Annotated in this window: 16 protein-coding genes and 1 pseudogene; 9 read left to right on the top strand and 8 right to left on the bottom strand. The window is 72.0% G+C overall.

The genetic code is table 11. The features are described from left to right. Window positions 1–77: 77 nt before the first annotated feature. Both V7E46_RS14255 and V7E46_RS14250 read right to left on the bottom strand, forming a co-directional pair. The gene (locus tag V7E46_RS14255; RefSeq protein WP_333768763.1) at window positions 78–944 is read right to left on the bottom strand and encodes a hypothetical protein; all 867 of its coding nucleotides are present in this window, start codon (window positions 942–944) and stop codon (window positions 78–80) included. 160 nt (window positions 945–1,104) lie between these two features. Continuing rightward, window positions 1,105–1,428: pseudogene (locus V7E46_RS14250) on the bottom strand (PadR family transcriptional regulator); the annotation flags it as partial. A gap of 61 nt (window positions 1,429–1,489) precedes the next feature. On the opposite strand from V7E46_RS14250, the gene V7E46_RS14245 reads away from it, so the two are divergent. Beyond that, complete coding sequence (locus tag V7E46_RS14245) at window positions 1,490–1,747, top strand: alpha/beta fold hydrolase (RefSeq protein ID WP_333768762.1); 258 nt, start codon at window positions 1,490–1,492, stop codon at window positions 1,745–1,747. Here V7E46_RS14245 and V7E46_RS14240 read toward each other — a convergent pair. Next, a complete protein-coding gene (locus V7E46_RS14240) occupies window positions 1,731–2,342 on the bottom strand; it encodes a class I SAM-dependent methyltransferase (RefSeq protein ID WP_333768761.1) in 612 nt (203 codons plus the stop codon). The genes V7E46_RS14245 and V7E46_RS14240 overlap by 17 nt on opposite strands. A 13-nt stretch (window positions 2,343–2,355) precedes the next feature. Here V7E46_RS14240 and V7E46_RS14235 point away from each other — a divergent pair, with 13 nt between their 5' ends. The 3 genes from V7E46_RS14235 (at window position 2,356) to V7E46_RS14225 (ending at window position 4,347) form a co-directional block, all read left to right on the top strand. Beyond that, window positions 2,356–2,691, top strand: a complete 336-nt coding sequence (locus V7E46_RS14235) for a YnfA family protein (protein ID WP_333768760.1) — start codon at window positions 2,356–2,358, stop codon at window positions 2,689–2,691. A gap of 119 nt (window positions 2,692–2,810) precedes the next feature. Then, window positions 2,811–3,212: a roadblock/LC7 domain-containing protein gene (locus V7E46_RS14230; protein ID WP_329181160.1), complete on the top strand. Its 402-nt coding sequence runs from the start codon at window positions 2,811–2,813 to the stop codon at window positions 3,210–3,212. A 175-nt stretch (window positions 3,213–3,387) separates the two neighbouring features. Next, a complete protein-coding gene (locus V7E46_RS14225; protein ID WP_333768759.1) occupies window positions 3,388–4,347 on the top strand; it encodes a DUF6397 family protein in 960 nt (319 codons plus the stop codon). Window positions 4,348–4,450: 103 nt separating this feature from the next. Here V7E46_RS14225 and V7E46_RS14220 read toward each other — a convergent pair whose 3' ends face one another. Then, window positions 4,451–6,964, bottom strand: a complete 2,514-nt coding sequence (locus tag V7E46_RS14220; RefSeq protein ID WP_329181162.1) for a DEAD/DEAH box helicase — start codon at window positions 6,962–6,964, stop codon at window positions 4,451–4,453. Window positions 6,965–7,098: 134 nt separating this feature from the next. Between V7E46_RS14220 and V7E46_RS14215 the strand changes: the two genes are divergently transcribed. Continuing rightward, window positions 7,099–7,893, top strand: a complete 795-nt coding sequence (locus V7E46_RS14215) for a metal-dependent hydrolase (RefSeq protein WP_329181164.1) — start codon at window positions 7,099–7,101, stop codon at window positions 7,891–7,893. 65 nt (window positions 7,894–7,958) lie between these two features. Here V7E46_RS14215 and V7E46_RS14210 read toward each other — a convergent pair whose 3' ends face one another. Both V7E46_RS14210 and V7E46_RS14205 read right to left on the bottom strand, forming a co-directional pair. Then, the gene (locus tag V7E46_RS14210) at window positions 7,959–9,740 is read right to left on the bottom strand and encodes an ABC transporter ATP-binding protein (protein WP_333768758.1); all 1,782 of its coding nucleotides are present in this window, start codon (window positions 9,738–9,740) and stop codon (window positions 7,959–7,961) included. Next, window positions 9,737–11,602 carry an ABC transporter ATP-binding protein gene (locus V7E46_RS14205; RefSeq protein ID WP_333768757.1) on the bottom strand — a complete coding sequence of 622 codons (1,866 nt, stop codon included), beginning with the start codon at window positions 11,600–11,602 and terminating at the stop codon, window positions 9,737–9,739. The genes V7E46_RS14210 and V7E46_RS14205 overlap by 4 nt, the downstream gene beginning before the upstream one ends. Before the next feature lie 345 nt (window positions 11,603–11,947). Here V7E46_RS14205 and V7E46_RS14200 point away from each other — a divergent pair, with 345 nt between their 5' ends. Both V7E46_RS14200 and mscL read left to right on the top strand, forming a co-directional pair. Beyond that, window positions 11,948–13,681, top strand: coding sequence for a carbohydrate-binding module family 20 domain-containing protein (locus tag V7E46_RS14200; protein WP_333768756.1), 1,734 nt, complete (start codon window positions 11,948–11,950; stop codon window positions 13,679–13,681). A gap of 96 nt (window positions 13,682–13,777) precedes the next feature. Continuing rightward, window positions 13,778–14,221, top strand: a complete 444-nt coding sequence (gene mscL, locus V7E46_RS14195; RefSeq protein WP_329181171.1) for a large conductance mechanosensitive channel protein MscL — start codon at window positions 13,778–13,780, stop codon at window positions 14,219–14,221. A 95-nt stretch (window positions 14,222–14,316) separates the two neighbouring features. Here the strand turns inward: mscL and V7E46_RS14190 are convergent, their stop codons facing one another. Continuing rightward, the gene (locus V7E46_RS14190) at window positions 14,317–14,802 is read right to left on the bottom strand and encodes a MarR family transcriptional regulator (RefSeq protein ID WP_333768755.1); all 486 of its coding nucleotides are present in this window, start codon (window positions 14,800–14,802) and stop codon (window positions 14,317–14,319) included. Between the two features lie 46 nt (window positions 14,803–14,848). On the opposite strand from V7E46_RS14190, the gene V7E46_RS14185 reads away from it, so the two are divergent. Together V7E46_RS14185 and V7E46_RS14180 are read left to right on the top strand one after the other, a co-directional pair. Next, complete coding sequence (locus V7E46_RS14185; protein WP_443054153.1) at window positions 14,849–16,744, top strand: ABC transporter ATP-binding protein; 1,896 nt, start codon at window positions 14,849–14,851, stop codon at window positions 16,742–16,744. Between the two features lie 98 nt (window positions 16,745–16,842). Next, window positions 16,843–17,223 (top strand): DoxX family protein, encoded by a 381-nt coding sequence (locus V7E46_RS14180; protein WP_333768753.1) that lies wholly within the window; start codon window positions 16,843–16,845, stop codon window positions 17,221–17,223. On the opposite strand, the gene V7E46_RS14175 is transcribed toward V7E46_RS14180, so the two are convergent. After that, window positions 17,189–17,312 (bottom strand): LUD domain-containing protein (locus tag V7E46_RS14175; RefSeq protein ID WP_333768772.1); only part of this gene is annotated, 124 nt, incomplete at its 5' end. The two genes, V7E46_RS14180 and V7E46_RS14175, sit on opposite strands and share 35 nt — an antisense overlap.

Here is a 17,312-nt window from a genome sequence, read left to right as displayed (position 1 = left end):
GGCCCGTACACGCGGCGGCTCTGCGTGCGCTTGCGCGGCTGAGTGCGCCGGTACGGCCCTGCGAGGCCGTACCGGCGTCAGGGCGTCACCGACGCCAGCTTGCCGAGGGCTTCGAGCAGCGGCGGGAGTGACGGACCGCGGCCGACGGGCAGCACCTCGCCCGGGGCCTCGTCGAGCAGGACGAAGGCCATGTCGTCGGTCCTGGCGACCAGGCTCCAGCCCGGCCCGTCGGCCCGCAGGGTGCCCGCGGTGGTGCGTACCCGGCCGGGCGGCGGGGGCGTGCGGAGGTATTCCTCGGCGCTCTGCAGCGCACGGCGCACACCGTCGTGGGAGACCTGGGGAGCCGCCTTTTCCGCCGCGGATTCCCGCGTCGTTTCCTGCCCCGCTTCCTGCCCCGCTGTCGGCTCCGCATCCTGCGGCGGGTCCGCCGCCGCCCCGGATTCCGCTTCCGGCCCGGCGGGCGGTACCAACTGGTCGCGCCACTCGTGCCAGCGGACCGCGATCTCGTCGGCGCCGAGCCGCCGCTGCGGCGGTCCCCACACCGAGACGTCGGGCGGTGCGAGCGCGGGTCCCGCCTCCTGGCCGGCCGGGTCGTGCGGCGCGGGGACACCGGGCACCGACACGGCGACCGGCAGCGGCCAGCCGGGCAGGGACGCGGCCAGGGTGCTGTCGTCGGGGGAGAGCGCGTATTCCAGCCCGCAGTCCCAGGCGGCGAGCGCACATGCGACCATGGCGGCGTCGGTGGTCGCGACCGTCCAGCGCGCCCCGCCGCCGTCCTGGCCGAACACCAGGCCGTAGCCGTCGGGCAGCGGGTCGAGGCCCAGGTGCGCGCAGGCGGCGGGATAGTCGTCGCCCAGCACACCGGGAAAGCGCTCGGGCGTCAGCATCGCGGCCGTCAGCACATACAGCGCGTCGTCGTCCCCCGTACGGTCGGCCGCGGCCATGTGACGCCCTCCCTCTCGTTCCGGTCCGCGCACCTTAACCAGCCGGTAACGTCCGCGTCGAGAGGTCATGACGCCCGCACCTCGCGAGGTGCCCGCGCAGTTGCCGCACGTGGCGGGCGCCGCAGTGCCTGTCGCCCCGGCGCCGGAACAGCGCGGCGGCTCACACTGCGGCGTCGAGCCCGGCCAGGGTCGTCCGCAGCCAGCCCAGTTCGGCCCGGGTGGTCGCCCGGGCGATGGTCAGTACGCCCTGCCGGAAGGGGTCGTCGATCTCTTCCGCGCTCACCGGGCGGTCGTCGGCGTAGAAGAAGCTCGACGGCTCCTCCAGGAAGGCCAGCCGGCGGCGCAGCACCACGGCCTGCGCGGCGGGGTCGCCGAGGTGCCGCAGGAGGGCGAGCACCCCGAACCAGCGGTTCTCGTTGCTGATGTCCAGCGCGTCCGGCTCGGCGAGCCGCCGCATCAGCTCCGCCCGCCCGGCCGGCGTCAGGCTCGTGCACGGCGGCGGATTCGCCACGCTGGAGCGGGTCGGCTGGATGTGGCGCTCCACCATGCGCCTGGCGGACCCGCTGGCCCTGCACCGCAGCGCCTGCGGGCTGGTGCGCGGCACCGAGCCGACCATGCGCGCCATGCTGACCGGCCTCGACATCCCGCGCACCTACCTGGTGGGAGAGACGGGTGACGCCGTGGCCGACCTGGCGGGCCTCGCCGCGTCCGGTGTCCGGGTGATCACGGTGCCAGGCGCCGGGCACTGCATCATGTTCGACAATCCGCGGGCCTATGCGGCGGCGATCAGTGCCGCCGCCTGACCGCGACCGCGAGATAGCGCTCCTCGGAGTCGTCCAGCAGCGACAGCTCCCACCCCGTCGCGGACAGCAGCGGGCGGAGCTGCCGCTCGGCCCTGATGTCGTCGGCGCGCAGGGCGTGGCCGCGGCGGGCGGCCAGCGCGGCCCGCCCCAGCGGGTGGAAGAGCGCCAGCCGGCCGCCTGGCCGGGTCACCCTGGCCAATTCCCGCAGCCCCGCCGCGGGATCCGGCAGATGGTGCACCAGCCCCGCCGCGAGAACGGCGTCGAAAGCCCCGGCACGCAAGGGCAGTTGCGCGCTGTCCGCCTCGATCAGCGCCCCGTCGGCGCGCCGCCCGAGAACGGCGGCCTCGCGCAGCATCTCCGGCGTCAGGTCCAGGCCCACCACATCTCCCGCCGGGCCGACGGCCGCCCGCAGCAGCGGCAGCGCCCGTGCGGTGCCGCACCCGGCGTCCAGTGCCCGGCCGCCCGGCGGCGGTTCCAGCGCGGCGACCGCGGCCGTGTAGGCGGGCGTGTCGTCGGGATACCGCGTCTCCCAGCCCACGGCACGCTCCGCGAAGAAGACCCGCACCCGCGCCCGTTCGCTTCCGATACTGGCCATGCATCATGGTTGCATGCTCACCCTGCGTTCCCTCGCGCTCTTCGCGCTCGCCGCCGTCCTGGAGATCGGCGGCGCCTGGCTGATCTGGCAGGGGGTGCGCGAGCACCGCGGTATCGGCTGGATGGGCGCGGGCGTTGTGGCCCTCGGCCTCTACGGATTCGTCGCGACCCGCCAGCCGGACGCCGAATTCGGCCGCATCCTGGCCGCCTACGGCGGTGTCTTCGTGGCGGGCTCCCTTTTGTGGGGGATGGTCGCCGACGGTTACCGCCCGGACCGCTTCGACATCACCGGAGCGGTGATCTGCCTGGTGGGAGTGGGTGTCATCATGTACGCGCCCCGCGGCGGCTGAATACCGCCGGTCCCCGCCGCCGTCCGGAGATTCGATCGCCGCGGCGCGCCGAGGCGGGGTTGCCGAAGAGCGCCCGGCGCGACAGGCTGCTAGGGCAGGGGGAGACGGGAGGCAGGGCGATGACGGTGAGCAACAGGCTCGCGTGGCTGCTCGATGATCTGACGCAGCGTGTGCCGCACGTGCAGCACGCACTTGTCCTGTCCAACGACGGTCTGGTCACCGGGGTCAGCGGCGGGCTCGACCGCCCGGCGGCCGAGCACCTGGCCGCAGTCTCGTCCGGCTTCCACAGCCTTGCCAAGGGGGCCGGCCGCCAGTTCGGCACCGGCGGAGTGCGGCAGACCATGGTCGAGTTCGACGAGGGCTACCTCTTCGTGACCGCGGCGGGCGACGGCAGCTGCCTGTCGGTCCTCAGCGGCATGGAGGCCGATGTCGGCCGGGTCGCCTACGAGATGACGCTGCTGGTGCACCGGGTCGGGGAGCATCTGGGCGTCGCCGCCCGCAACCCGGGTTCGATTTACTGACCCCTCCTCTCCCGGACCCGCGTGGCGGGACCGGGCGTTCGGCCGTCTCCGAGCGGTTGTCGCGCGCGTTGAGCTCTGAAAACGCGAGTTATCCACAGGCCTGGAACGCGTGTTCGTCGAACGAGCTAGAGTCATCACTGTCAGTAGTTGATCTGTGCGGGGAGTGATGACAGTGATGACGACGAAGACAGCCGGAAGCGCTGGGGCAGTTGGACCGGCCTGCGAGGTCGAGGCAGTCGGCGCAGCAGGGACGGGCACAGCCGGAGCGGCTCGCGGAGCGGAACCCGGCGGGCTGCGGACGCTCACCCTCAACCGGGCGCGCGAGGAATTGGGCCTGGAATTCCCGGACTTCGAATTGGCGCTGCTGCTCGGCGAGATCGCCACTGTCGGCAGCGGCACGGACAAACCGCGAGTGCCCGAGCCGGAGATCGCCAGAGTGCGGGACGCCGAGGGCGGGACGAAGGCCCTGCTGGAGCGGATCCAGCTGGTCAACACCACCGAGGGCGCCGAGCTGCTGGGGATCAGCCGTGAGCGGCTGCTCCGGCTGACGAGGGCCGGCTGCGTCCGGCCGGTGCGCTGGTACGTCAACCGCTACCGCGCTGTGGTCTGGCTCTATCTCGCCGCCGAGCTGGAGGAGTTCGCGGCGGGCAGCCCCGCACTGCTGGCCGGCCGGCTACCCGCGGCGGTGCGTGAGTGCGCCGCCGACGGCGAGGACCAGCGGCCGCGCGGCTGGCGCTCGCGCCGGGTCGCCCAACTGGTCAGGGACGCGCCAGGAGCGTGGGACGAGGCCGCGGTGTGGGCCGCGCTCCTCGGCCCCGAGATCACCGACTCGGCGGTGCCCGATCCGTACGAGCGCGCCCGGCTGCGCGGGATCCGCGCGGCGCTGCCGCCCGGCCGGCCCGGGCCCCTGGCCGATGCCGCCCTGATCAGACGGCTCACCGCCGCGGACCACCCGGACGAGATCGCGCTCGGCCTGGTCGCGCTGGCCGACGCCCTGGGCCGGGCGCGCGACCGGGACCCGGTGCCGCGGCCCCTGCCCCGGCGGCAGCCGCCCGCACTCGGACCGATCGGGGACCGGCCGCGGCGGAGTCTGCGCAGGCTGCTGCGGAGCCGCCGGCAGGTCGCCGACGGCTGACGGCCCGCCCGGTCCGGCGGTTCCGGTCTGGTGCGGCCCGGTGCGGCGCGGGCGGCCCGGTCGTGGACGGCCGGGGCGCGGCACGGCTCCCGGGTGCGTGCCCCTACAGCTCGCCGACACCGGTGAGCCTGATCACCGCCCGGCCCTCCTCGTCGGAGGCCGCCAGGTCCACCTCGGCCGAGATGCCCCAGCCGTGGTCGCCGTTGGGATCGGCGAAGGTCTGGCGCACACGCCACAGCCCGTGCTCCGGCTGCTCCTCGATCATGAGCAGCTTCGGCCCGCGGGCGTCAGGGCCGGTGCCCAGGTCGTCGTATTCGTCCCAGTAGGCGTCCATCGCGTCCGCCCAGGTATCCGCGTCCCAGCCGGACTCCGCGTCGAGTTCGCCGAGCTGGTGGTATTTCTCCAGCGCGGCAAGCTCCACCCGGCGGAAGAGCGCGTTGCGGACCAGTACCCGGAAGGCGCGGGCGTTCGCGGTGACCGGCTTGACCTGGTCGGCCCGCTCCGCGGCCTCCTCGGCGCTCTCCACCTCCGGATTGGCCAACTGCTCCCACTCGTCCAGCAGGCTGGAGTCGACCTGCCGGACCAGCTCACCGAGCCAGGCGGTCAGATCCTGGAAGTCCTCGGACTTGAGGTCGTCGGGCACGGTGTGCTCCAGCGCCTTGTAGGCACCGGCCAGATAGCGCAGCACGATGCCCTCGGTCCTGGCCAGTTCGTAGTACGAGGTGAATTCGGAGAACGTCATCGCGCGCTCGTACATGTCGCGCACCACTGATTTGGGGGACAGCGGATGATCACCGACCCACGGGTGGCTCTTTCGGTACACGCCGTAGGCGTGCAGGAGGATCTCCTCCATCGGCTTGGGGTACGACACGTCCTGCAAGCGCTCCATGCGCTCCTCGTACTCCACGCCGTCGGCCTTCATCGCGGCCACCGCGTCGCCCCTGGCCTTGTTCTGCTGGGCCGCCAGGATCTGCCGCGGGTCGTCCAGTGTCGACTCCACCACCGACACCATGTCCAGGGCGTAGGAGGGGGACTCCGGGTCGAGCAGTTCGAAGGAGGCCAGCGCGAAAGTGGACAGCGGCTGGTTCAGCGCGAAGTCCTGCTGCAGGTCGACGGTCAGCCGGACGATCCTGCCCTCCGCGTCCGGCTCGGCGAGCCGTTCCACCACACCGCCCGCCAGCAGCGAACGGTAGATGGCGATGGCCCGGCGGATGTGCCGCAGTTGCGCCCGGCGGTCCTCGTGGTTGTCCTCCAGCAGGCTGCGCATCGCGTCGAAGGCGTTGCCCGGCCGGGCGATCACCGACAGCAGCATGGCGTGGGTGACCCGGAAACGCGAGGTGAGCGGTTCCGGGTCCGCGGCGATCAGCTTCTCGAAGGTGGCCTGGGACCAGCCGACAAAACCCTCGGGCGCCTTCTTGCGCACGACCTTGCGGCGCTTCTTCGGGTCGTCGCCCGCCTTCGCGAGCGCTTTCTCGTTCTCGATGACGTACTCGGGCGCCTGCGCCTCGACGAAGCCCGCCGTGTCGAAGCCGGCCCGCCCGGCGCGGCCGGCGATCTGGTGGAATTCCCGGGCACGCAGCACCCGTACCCGCTGCCCGTCGTATTTGGTGAGCGCGGTGAAGAGCACCGTGCGGATCGGCACATTGACGCCCACGCCGAGCGTGTCCGTACCGCAGATCACCTTGAGCAGGCCGGCCTGCGCCAGCTTCTCCACCAGCCGGCGGTATTTGGGCAGCATCCCCGCGTGGTGCACGCCGATGCCGTGCCGGACGTAGCGCGACAGGTTGCGGCCGAAGGTGGTGGTGAAGCGGAAGTTGCCGATCAGCTCGGCGATCGCGTCCTTCTCCGCCCGGCTGCACATGTTGATGCTCATCAGCGCCTGCGCCCGCTCGACGGCGGCTGCCTGGGTGAAGTGCACGATGTAGACCGGCGACTGACGGGTCTCCAGCAGCTCGGTCAGCGTCTCGGTCAGCGGAGTGCTGCGGTATTCGTAGCTCAGCGGCACGGGACGGGTCGCCGAGCGCACCACCGTGGTGGGCCGCCCGGTGCGCCGGGTCAGGTCCTCCTCGAAACGGCTGACGTCACCGAGAGTCGCCGACATCAGCAGGAACTGCGCCTGCGGCAGTTCCAGCAGCGGGATCTGCCAGGCCCAGCCGCGGTCCGGCTCGGCGTAGAAGTGGAATTCGTCCATGACCACCTGGCCGACGTCGGCGGCCCGCCCGTCGCGCAGCGCGATCGAGGCGAGGACCTCGGCCGTGCAGCAGATCACCGGTGCGTCGGGGTTCACCGAGGCGTCACCGGTCAGCATCCCGACGTTCTCGGTGCCGAAGAGCTTGCAGAGGTCGAAGAACTTCTCCGACACCAGCGCCTTGATCGGGGCGCTGTAGAAGGTGACCTCGTCGCGGGCCAGCGCCGCGAAGTGCGCACCCGCCGCGACCAGGCTCTTTCCGGATCCGGTCGGGGTGGAGAGGATCACGTTCGCACCCGAGACCACTTCGATCAGCGCCTCCTCCTGGGCGGGGTAGAGCGAGATGCCCTGCCCTTCCGCCCACGTCGAGAACGCTTCGAAGAGAGCATCGGGGTCGGCATCGGACGGCAGCTGATCGATAAGGGTCACCCCTCCATCTTGCCTGTCCCAGCTGTCACAGGCGGAACCGGAGGCGGCGGCCGTGATCATCGGCGATAGGGTGTGCCGTCGACTATGCGTCAACTCCGCCTGCGGGCGGCACATCAGGGGGACGGAGCAGCACCATGATGGGACCTGCGCACTCACTGTCCGGAGCGGCGGCCTGGCTGGGCGTCGGGGCGATTGCGGCGGGCCTCGACCATCCGATGCCCTGGCCGACCGTCGTGGTGGGCGCACTGATCTGCGCGGGCGCCGCTCTCGCCCCCGACCTGGACCACCAGGCGGCGACGATCTCCCGGGCCTTCGGACCGCTGTCCCGGGCGCTGTGCAAGATCGTGGACAAGCTGGCGCACGCCACATACAAGGCGACCCGCATGAAGGGCGACCCGCGGCGGGCCGGCGGCCACCGCACCCTCACCCACACCTGGCTGTGGGCCGTGATGGTCGGCGCCGGATTCTCGGCGGCCGCGGTCTACGGCGGCCGTTGGGCGGTCCTCACCATCCTCTTCATCCACATGGTGCTCGCCGTGGAGGGCCTGCTGTGGCGGCAGGCCAGGATGTCGAGCGACGTACTGGTCTGGCTGCTCGGGGCGACCAGCGCCTGGGTGCTCGCCGATGTGCTGGACGACCCGGGCAACGGCAAGGACTGGCTGTTCACCCAGCCGGGCCAGCACTACCTGTGGATCGGCCTGCCGATCGTGCTGGGCTCCCTGGTGCACTGCGTCGGCGACGCCCTGACCGTGTCGGGCTGCCCGGTGCTGTGGCCGATACCGATCGGCCGGCGCCGCTGGTATCCGATCGGCCCGCCGAGGCCCATGCGATTCCGGGCCGGGAGCTGGGTGGAGATCAAGGTCCTCACCCCGATCTTCTTCGTTCTCGGCGGCGGCTGCGCCCTGGGCGCCCTCGGCGTCTTCGGCTGACCTCCGGCCCGGCTGACCCGGCCGGGCGGCGGCATCGCCGCCCGCCCGCGCCCGCCGGTGACGGGTCAGCCGTGCCAGGAACGCCAGAGCGCCGCGTAGGCGCCGTCGGCGGCGACCAGCTCGTGGTGGCTGCCCAGTTCACTGATCCGGCCGTCCTCGACCACCGCGATCACGTCCGCGTCGTGCGCGGTGTGCAGCCGGTGCGCGATGGCGACGACCGTGCGACCGTCCAGCACCCGGGACAGCGAGCGTTCCAGGTGGCGGGCCGCCCGCGGGTCGAGCAGCGAGGTGGCCTCGTCGAGCACCAGGGTGTGCGGGTCGGCGAGCACCAGCCGGGCCAGCGCGAGCTGCTGGGCCTGCGCCGGGGTGAGCACCGAGCCGCCCGAGCCCACCTCGGTGTCCAGGCCGTCGGACAGCGCCCGCGCCCACTCCTCGGCGTCCACCGCGCGCAGCGCCTCCCAGAGCTGGTCGTCCACCGCTGCAGCTCGGGCCAGCTGCAGATTGTCGCGGAGCGTGCCGACGAAGACGTGGTGCTCCTGGTTGACCAGGGCCACATGCTCGCGGACCCGCTCGGCCGGCATCCGGGCCAGTTCCGCCCCGCCGAGAGTGACCTCGCCGGTCCGCGGCGCGTAGATCCCGGCCAGCAGCCGGCCGAGGGTGGACTTGCCCGCGCCGGACGGTCCGACCAGCGCCAGCCGGGTGCCGGGCGGCACATAGAGGCTGATGCCGTGCAGGACGTCGCTGTCCTTCCGGTAGCCGAAGCGCACCTGGTCGGCGGCGACCTCGCGGCCCTCAGGCGAGATCCGCTCGTCCCCCGCGGACTCCTCGACCTCGCGCACCCCGACCAGCCGGGCCAGCGAGACCTGGGCGACCTGCAGCTCGTCGTACCAGCGCAGGATGAGGTTGACCGGGTCCACCAGCATCTGGGCGTAGAGGGCGCCGGTGGTCAGCTCGCCCGCCGACACCCACCCGTTCAGCGCGAAGACACCGCCGATCATCAGCACCGAGGTCAGGATCAGCACATGGGTGGCGTTGATCACCGGGAAGAGGACGGTGCGCAGCCACATCGTGTAGCGCTCCCACGCCACCCACTGGCCGATCCGCTGCCGCGACAGCTCCTGCCTGCGACCGCCGAGGCCGTGCGCCTCGATCGTGCGGCCGGCGTCGACGGACTCGGTCAGCACCGCGGCGACGGCCGCGTATCCGGCGGCCTCGGAGCGGTAGGCCTGCGGGGCGCGCCGGAAATACCAGCGGACACCGATCACCAGCACCGGCAGTGCGACCAGCACCGAGAGCGCGAGCGGGGGCGAGGTCACCGCGAGGGCGCCCAGCAGCAGCCCCGCCCAGACCACGGCGATGGCCAGTTCCGGTACGGCCTCGCGCATCGCGTTGGCCAGCCGGTCGATGTCGGTGGTGATCCGGGAGAGCAGGTCGCCGGTGCCCGCGCGCTCCAGGACCCCGGGCGGCAGCGACACCGCCCTGACCAGGAAGTCCTCCCGCAGATCGGCCAGCATCAGCTCACCGAGGACCGCCCCGCGCAGCCGCACCAGCCGGACGAAGTACGCCTGCACCACTAGCGCGGCCAGGAAGAAGGCCACCACCCGGCCGAGAGGGACATCGCGCTTGCCGTCCGAGAGGTCCTGCACCAGGCCGCCGAGCAGATAGGGGCCCACCATCGAGGCCAGCACGGCCACCGTGTTCACCGCCACCAGCAGGATGAAGGCACCGCGGTGCCTGCGGGCCAGCTCGCGGACATAGGTCCGTACCGTCGCGGGCGAGCCCACCGGCAGGGTGTTGGCCTGCTGCGGCGCGGCCGGATCGTAGTCCGGCGGTCGCACGCCGATCATGCGGATTCCTCCATCGTGGCGGTGGGGCGCGGGACGCCGACGGGCGCCGGTACCGGGGCGGAGCCGGGGTCGGCCTCGCGGGTGACGACGGCCCGGTAGCGGGGGTCGGTCCGCAGCAGTTCGTGGTGGCCGCCCGCCGCGACGGCGGTGCCGTCGTCGACGAAGACCACCCGGTCGGCCCGGTCGAGCACCAGCGGGCTCGACGTGAAGACGACGGTGGTGCGGCCCGCTCTGACCGTCCCGAGCGCGCGGGCGATCCGGGCCTCGGTGTGGGCGTCGACCGCCGACGTCGGCTCGTCGAGCACCAGCACCTCCGGGTCGGTGACCAGCGAGCGGGCCAGCGCGAGGCGCTGCCGCTGCCCGCCGGACAGCGACCGTCCCCGCTCGGTGATCCGGGCGAGCATCGGATCACCCGAGCCCGAGCTGGAGCCTGCCCCGCCACCGGCCCCGGTCAGCGACTGCGCCAGCGCGTCCAGCACATCGCCGCACTGGGCCGCGGCGAGCGCGGCTTCGGGTGTGACGCGGCCGGACGACGGCACCGCGAGCAGCTCGGCCAGCGTGCCCGACAGCAGCACCGGGTCCTTGTCCTGGACCAGCACCGCGGTCCTGACCGCGGCCAGCGGCAGCGCGTCCAGCCGGTGGCCGCCGAGTGTGGCCGAGGGGTCCGCGCCGGTCCCCGACGGGCTGTGGCCGCCCAGCCGGTCGGCCAGCCGCCCCGCCGCGTCCGGGTCGCCGCACACCACCGCGGTCAGCAGCCCGGACGTGGCGCGCAGCCCGGTCAGCGGGTCGTGCAGCTCCCCGGTGAGCGCGGACACCTCCGCTTCCGCGGCGCCGTCCGCCGGGGAGGGCACAGCGCCCTCGTGCCCCCGCTGCAGCGCCAGCACCCGGGCCGCGCGCTTGGCCGAGGGACGGGAGAAGGACCAGGCCATGGCGATCTCCTCGAAATTCCGCAGCGGCATCATCAGGAAGGCCACCGAGCCGTACACCGTGACCAGCTCGCCCACCGAGATCCTTCCGTCCAGCGCGAGCCTGGCGCCGTACCAGGCGACGGCGACCAGCAGCAGGCCGGGCAGCAGCACCTGCACCGCGCTGATCAGCGCCCACATCCGGGCGCTGTGCACCGCGGCGGCCCGCACCTGCTGCGAGGCGCGTCGGTAGCGATCGAGGAACAGCTCCTCGCCGCCGATGCCGCGCAGCACCCGCAGCCCCGCCACCGTGTCGGACGCCAATTCCGTGGCCTTGCCCGCCTTCTCCCGCTGGAGGTCGGCGCGCCGGGTCGCCGCGGGCAGCAGCGGCAGCACCGCGAGCGCGAGCACCGGCACCGACGCGGCCACGATCACGCCGAGCGCGGGCTGGTAGACCACCAGGGCGACGGCCACCCCGACAGTGGCGAGCAGGGCAGAGGTGAAGCGCGCCAGCGCCTCGACGAACCAGCCGATCTTCTCGACATCGCCGGTGCTGACGGCCACCACTTCGCCCGCCGCCACCCGGCGGGTGAGCACCGCGCCCAGCTCGACGGTCTTGCCCGCGAGCAGCTGCTGGACGCGCGCCGCGACACTGATCCAGTTGGTCACCGCCGTACGGTGCAGCATCGTGTCGCCGAGCGCGGTGAGCAGCCCGAGCAGCAGCATCAGCCCGCCGGCCAGGCCCAGCCGCGTTCCCGAGCGGTCCACCACGGCCTGGACGGCCAGTCCGACGGCGGCGGGAAAGGACGCGACCGCGGCCATGTGCAGGGTGCCCCAGGCGGCGGCCTGCACCTGGCCGCGCCATTGTCGTGCCTCCAGCCAGAGCAGGAAGCGGAAGCCCGAGCGTGCGTCGGGAACACCGGGGTCGGACAGCGGGAGATCGCGTAGGGACGTCATGATGTCCTGGGGTCGGAGCGGCGGATTACGGAAACGCACGGACCTGCCGGACGGATGCGGAGATAGCGCGCGAAGTGCGGTCCTGAACCGTGCAACTTTCGCGAAGTCGTCCGCGCCGGGTCAACCGGTTTTCCACCCCGGCATCCGGGCGGCGGCAACAACTTGCAGCAAGCTGACGAAAGTTCTTCCGCCGACCATCTTGACGTGTACGCACCCGCGGCGGGAAGCTCCTGGGCGGAACCCCGAGGGACCCGGGTTCCGCTCATTCCCCCCACCTCGGCGGCCAGGCGCGTGGCTGCCTTCGCAGGGGCACACCGCTGTGCCCGCTCACCGAAGGAGCCGCCCATGAGATCCCGTGCACTGAACGCTTCCCTGGCCGCAGTCGTCGCGGCAGCGGGACTGTTCGCCGCCACCGTCCAACAGGCGCACGCGACCCCGCCCGGCAGCAAGGACGTCACGGCGACGCTCTTCCAGTGGCGTTACGCCTCGGTCGCCAAGGCGTGCACCGACCAGCTCGGCCCGGCCGGTTACGGCTACGTCGAGGTCTCGCCCGCCACCGAGAACATCCAGGGCGACCAGTGGTGGACCTCCTACCAGCCGGTCAGCTACAAGCTGCAGAACCGCCTCGGCGACGAGGCGGCGTTCGCGAGCATGGTGAACACCTGCCACGCGGCCGGTGTGAAGGTCGTCGCCGACGCGGTGATCAACCACATGTCGGCGGGCTCCGGCACCGGCACCGGGGGCACGAACTACAGCAAGTACAACTACCCCGGCTACTACCAGGACCAGGACTTCCACACCTGCCGGACGAGCATCTCCAACTACCAGGACCGTTCCAACGTCCAGAACTGCGAGCTGGTCGGCCTCGCCGATCTCAACACCGGCAGCGACTACGTGCGCAGCACCATCGCCGGGTACCTGAACCACCTGATAGCGCTCGGCGTCGACGGCTTCCGCGTCGACGCCGCCAAGCACATGGCCGAGACCGACCTCGCGGCGATCAAGGCCAAGCTCAGCAACCCGAACATCTACTGGGCCCAGGAGGCGATCTACGGCGCGGGCGAGGCCGTACAGCCCGGCGAGTACGTCAACACCGGGGACGTGGACGCCTTCCAGGGCGCCTTCGACCTCAAGCGGATCTTCAGCGGGCAGAAGCTGGCCTCCCTCAGCAACTGGGGCGCGTCCTGGGGCGCCGGCTACGTGTCCAGCGACAAGGCCCGCACCTTCGTCGACAACTGGGACACCGAGCGCAACGGCTCGACGCTCAGCTACAAGGACAACGCCACCTACACCCTGGCCAACGTCTACGTGCTCGCGTGGCCCTACGGCTCGCCGAACGTCTACTCCGGCTACGAGTTCTCCAACAACGACGCGGGTCCGCCGAACGGCGGCACCGTCAACGCCTGCTACAGCGACGGCTGGAAGTGCCAGCACGCGTGGCCGCAGATCTCCGGCATGGTCGGCTTCCGCAACGCCGTCTCCGGCACTGCGGTGACCAACTGGTGGGACAACGGCAACAACGCCATCGCGTTCGGCCGCGGCAGCAAGGGCTATGTCGCGATCAACCACGAGGGCAGCGCGCTCACCCAGACCTTCACCACCTCGCTGCCGGCCGGCACCTATTGCGACGTGCAGCACGGCGGCGCCACCTATTCCGTCGGCTCCGACCACAGGTTCACCGCCACCATCGGTGCGAACGACGCGGTCGCCCTCTATGTCGGGGGACCCTGCGCGGCCTCGGGCGGCACGACCGGCGGTACGAGCACCGGCGGTACGACGAACCCGGCGGCGGGCGCGTCCTTCGCGGTGAACGCCACCACAGTGCTGGGCCAGAACATCTACGTCGTCGGCGACAACTCCACCCTGGGCAACTGGAACACCGGCAGCGCCCTGCTGCTGTCCTCGGCGAGCTACCCGGTGTGGAAGCTGGACGTCACCATGGCCGCGGGCACGTCCTTCCAGTACAAGTACATCCGGAAGGACAGCGCCGGGAATGTGACCTGGGAGTCCGGCGCCAACCGGACGGCCGCCGTCCCGGCCACCGGCAAGACCGTACTGAACGACACCTGGCGCAACTGACCACCGCCCCGGGCGGCGTACCGCCGATTCACCCCTCTGCGGCAGGACCCGGCACACTGTGGTCTTCCACCGATCGTGACCACAGAGGGGACCCCCATGATGAAGGGCTTCCGCACCTTCCTGCTCCGCGGCAATGTCGTCGACCTCGCGGTCGGCATCGTCATCGGCGCCGCCTTCACCGCCCTGGTGAACGGCTTCGTCAAGGCGTTCCTGACTCCGATCGTCGGCCTGGTCAGCGGCGCCACCGGTGACTTCAGCGTCAGGACCTTCCACGCCTCGGGGGTCACCTTCCCCTACGGCACCTTCATCGACGCGACGATCAGCTTCGTGATCGTCGCGGCGGTGATCTACTTCCTGGTCGTGCTGCCGATGAACCGGATGCAGGAGAAGTTCTTCCCCAAGGCCGCGGCCGCGCCGATGCGCGAGTGCCCGGAGTGCCTGACCGCGATCCCGGCCGCGGCCAAGCGGTGCAGCGCCTGCACCGCGCCGATCGCGCCGACCGTGGTCGCCCAGGGCGGCCCCGTCGACATCGACAAGTAGCCGCCCGGCAGGCAGCGGCAGTACAGGACCCCGGAGCAGCATGCTCCGGGGTCCTGTACTGCCGCTGCCTGCCTGCCGGGCGCGGCCGGCCCGGCTCAGCAGCGCCGCGGCTCCGCCGCCTCGTTCCGGTCGAGCGCGGCCAGCAGCTCGGTCAGCGCGGCGCGGCTGCCGTCGTCCAGCGGCGCCAGGATCTCGGCCGCGGCCGTACGCCTGGCGAGCCGCAGATCGGCCAGTGCCCGTCGCCCGCCGTCGCTCAGCTCGATCCTGATCACCCGGCGGTTGTGCGGATCGGGCACCCGGCGCAGCAGCTCCTGCTCCTCCAGCGCGTCCACCAGCGTCGTCACCGCCCGCGGTACCACATCGAGGCGGTGGGCGAGATCGGCCATCCGCGGCGGCTCGTCGCAGTGTGCCAGCGTCCGCAGCAGCCGGGCCTGCGCGGGCGTGATGCCCAGCGGTTCGAGCAGCCGGCGCTGGGCACGGTGCAGCCGCCGGCTGAGCCGCAGCAACTGATCGGCGAGCCGACCGGTGACTTCGTCCGCCGTCGCGTGCGGAGGCGCGGGCGCGGTGGTACGGGTGTCCATGGAATACACCCTAGCAGGATGTAGTTCATTGTGAGCGTAGGTAACAATGACCTATACTCTTAGTCGCGAGTCCCACAGCCGTACCCGGATCCGCACCCCAGTCGTACCGCCACGCCCGAGGAGTCCTTTGCGCCCCGAAAACGATCTCGCTTCCCGGTGGACGCCACCGGAGAAAAAACCCGCCACCCCCACCGACGTCCGCCGCATCGTGCGGCTGTTCCGGCCCTACCGCGGCCGGCTGGCCGTCGTGGGCGTCCTCGTCGGCCTGTCCTCGCTGGTCTCCGTCGCCTCGCCCTTCCTGCTGCGGGCGATCCTGGACACCGCGATCCCGCAGGGCCGCACCGGCCTGCTGAGCCTGCTCGCCCTCGGCATGATCGCCACCGCCGTCGCGACCGGAGTCTTCGGCGTCCTGCAGACCCTGATCTCCACCACCGTCGGCCAGCGCGTCATGCACGACCTGCGGACCGCCGTCTACGAGCGGCTCCAGCGCATGTCGCTGGCCTTCTTCACCCGCACCCGCACCGGCGAGGTGCAGTCCAGGATCGCCAACGACATCGGCGGCATGCAGGCCACCGTCACCTCCACCGCGACCTCGCTGGTGTCCAACGCCACCGCCGTCATCGCCTCCGTCGTGGCGATGGCAGCCCTGGACTGGCGGCTGACCATCGTCTCCCTGCTGCTGCTCCCGGTCTTCGTCTGGATCGCCCGCCGGGTCGGCCGCGAGCGAAAGAAGATCGCCACCGAGCGGCAGAAGCAGATGGCCTCGATGTCCGCGATCGTCACCGAGTCGCTGTCGGTCAGCGGCATCCTGCTCGGCCGCACCATGGGCCGCGCCGACTCCCTCACGCGTGACTTCTCCACCGAGTCCGAGCGCCTGGTCGACCTCGAAGTGCGCTCCAACATGCAGGGCCGCTGGCGGATGGCCGTCATCGGCATCGTGATGTCCGCGATGCCGGCCCTGCTCTACTGGGCCGCCGGGCTGACCACGGGACGTGGCGGCCCCGCCCTCTCCATCGGCACCCTGGTCGCCTTCGTCTCGCTCCAGCAGGGCCTCTTCCGGCCCACCGTCTCGCTGCTGGCCACCGGTGTGCAGATGCAGACGTCGCTCGCGCTCTTCCAGCGCATCTTCGAATACCTCGACCTGCCGCTGGACATCACCGAACGGCCCGGCGCGCGCAGTCTGGGGACCGTACGCGGCGACATCGCCTTCGAGGCCGTGGACTTCGCATACGACGCCGAGTCCGGCGCCCCGACGCTGCGCGGCATCGATGTGGCCGTCCCCGCGGGCGGCAGCCTCGCCGTCGTCGGCGCGACCGGTTCGGGCAAGAGCACCCTGAGCTACCTGGTGCCGCGGCTCTACGACGTGACAGCGGGCCGGGTCACGATCGACGGCACCGACGTCCGCGATCTGACCTTCGACACGCTGGCCGCCGCGGTCGGCGTGGTCTCCCAGGAGACGTATCTCTTCCACGCCTCGGTCGCGGAGAACCTGCGCTTCGCCAAGCCGGACGCGACCGACGACGAGATCCACGCCGCCGCCCGGGCCGCCCAGATCCATGAGCACATCGCGGCCCTGCCGGACGGCTACGACACGCTCGTCGGCGAGCGCGGCTACCGCTTCTCCGGCGGCGAGAAGCAGCGGCTGGCCATCGCCCGCACGATTCTGCGCAACCCGCCGGTGCTCATCCTCGACGAGGCCACCAGCGCACTGGACACCAGGACCGAGCAGGCCGTCCAGGACGCCATCGACACCCTGTCGGCCGGGCGCACCACCGTCACCATCGCCCACCGGCTGTCCACCATCCGCGACGCCGACCAGATCGTGGTCCTCGACGCCGGGCGGATCATCGAACGCGGCACCCACGACGAACTCCTCGCGGCGGGCGGTCGCTACGCGGCACTGGTGCAACGCGATACGCAACTGGCGACCAGCGCGCCCTGAGGCGGCCTGGCCGTGTGCCCTCGCGAACCGGACGTTACCCGAGAGTAAGGTGAGGGTCCGGCGGGATCCGCCCGCCCCCGTTCAGGAGGTACGTCCCGGTGCCCGCACGTTCCGCTCAACTGCTTGCCGGCCTGCTCGCCGGTGCCGCCGTCACCCACTTCGCGCGCCCCGAGCAGTACGACGCCCTGGTGCCGTCCGCGCTCCCCGGCAGCGCCCGTACCTGGACGCAGGCCAGCGGAGCGGTGGAAGCCGTGTTGGCCGCGGCCGTCGCGCTGCCCGCCACCCGGCGCACCGGCGCCCTGCTCACCGCGGGCTTCTTCGTCGCCGTCTTCCCGGCCAACGTCAAGATGGCCTACGACTGGCGCCACCGCCGCACCCCGTACAAGGCCGCCGCATACGCCCGGCTGCCGGTCCAGGTGCCGCTGGTGCTGTGGGCGCTCAGGGTCAGCCGCTCTGCGGCGGTGACGTCAGGAGGATGACGTCGAGGGTGCGGGGGCCGTGGACGCCTTCGATGCGGGTGAGTTCGATGTCGCTGGTGGCGGAGGGCCCGGAGATCCAGGTTTGGGGG

Source organism: Streptomyces sp. IBSBF 2435 (genome assembly GCF_036815005.1).
In the GTDB taxonomy this organism is placed as follows: domain Bacteria; phylum Actinomycetota; class Actinomycetes; order Streptomycetales; family Streptomycetaceae; genus Actinacidiphila.
The sequence above is the reverse complement of the archived record's forward strand: the minus strand, read 5'-3'. Positions and strand labels throughout refer to the sequence as shown.

Bases quoted from the DNA above. Each gene is read 5' to 3' on its own strand.
- V7E46_RS14185 (WP_443054153.1), top strand. From the start codon at position 14,849: ATGACCTATACTCTTAGTCGCGAGTCCCACAGCCGTACCCGGATCCGC.
- mscL (WP_329181171.1), top strand. From the start codon at position 13,778: ATGATGAAGGGCTTCCGCACCTTCCTGCTCCGCGGCAATGTCGTCGAC.
- V7E46_RS14215 (WP_329181164.1), top strand. From the start codon at position 7,099: ATGATGGGACCTGCGCACTCACTGTCCGGAGCGGCGGCCTGGCTGGGC.
- V7E46_RS14245 (WP_333768762.1), top strand. From the start codon at position 1,490: ATGCGCCTGGCGGACCCGCTGGCCCTGCACCGCAGCGCCTGCGGGCTG.
- V7E46_RS14235 (WP_333768760.1), top strand. From the start codon at position 2,356: ATGCTCACCCTGCGTTCCCTCGCGCTCTTCGCGCTCGCCGCCGTCCTG.
- V7E46_RS14205 (WP_333768757.1), bottom strand. From the start codon at position 11,602: ATGACGTCCCTACGCGATCTCCCGCTGTCCGACCCCGGTGTTCCCGAC.
- V7E46_RS14210 (WP_333768758.1), bottom strand. From the start codon at position 9,740: ATGATCGGCGTGCGACCGCCGGACTACGATCCGGCCGCGCCGCAGCAG.
- V7E46_RS14200 (WP_333768756.1), top strand. From the start codon at position 11,948: ATGAGATCCCGTGCACTGAACGCTTCCCTGGCCGCAGTCGTCGCGGCA.
- V7E46_RS14255 (WP_333768763.1), bottom strand. From the start codon at position 944: ATGGCCGCGGCCGACCGTACGGGGGACGACGACGCGCTGTATGTGCTG.
- V7E46_RS14230 (WP_329181160.1), top strand. From the start codon at position 2,811: ATGACGGTGAGCAACAGGCTCGCGTGGCTGCTCGATGATCTGACGCAG.
- V7E46_RS14225 (WP_333768759.1), top strand. From the start codon at position 3,388: ATGACGACGAAGACAGCCGGAAGCGCTGGGGCAGTTGGACCGGCCTGC.
- V7E46_RS14190 (WP_333768755.1), bottom strand. From the start codon at position 14,802: ATGGACACCCGTACCACCGCGCCCGCGCCTCCGCACGCGACGGCGGAC.
- V7E46_RS14240 (WP_333768761.1), bottom strand. From the start codon at position 2,342: ATGGCCAGTATCGGAAGCGAACGGGCGCGGGTGCGGGTCTTCTTCGCG.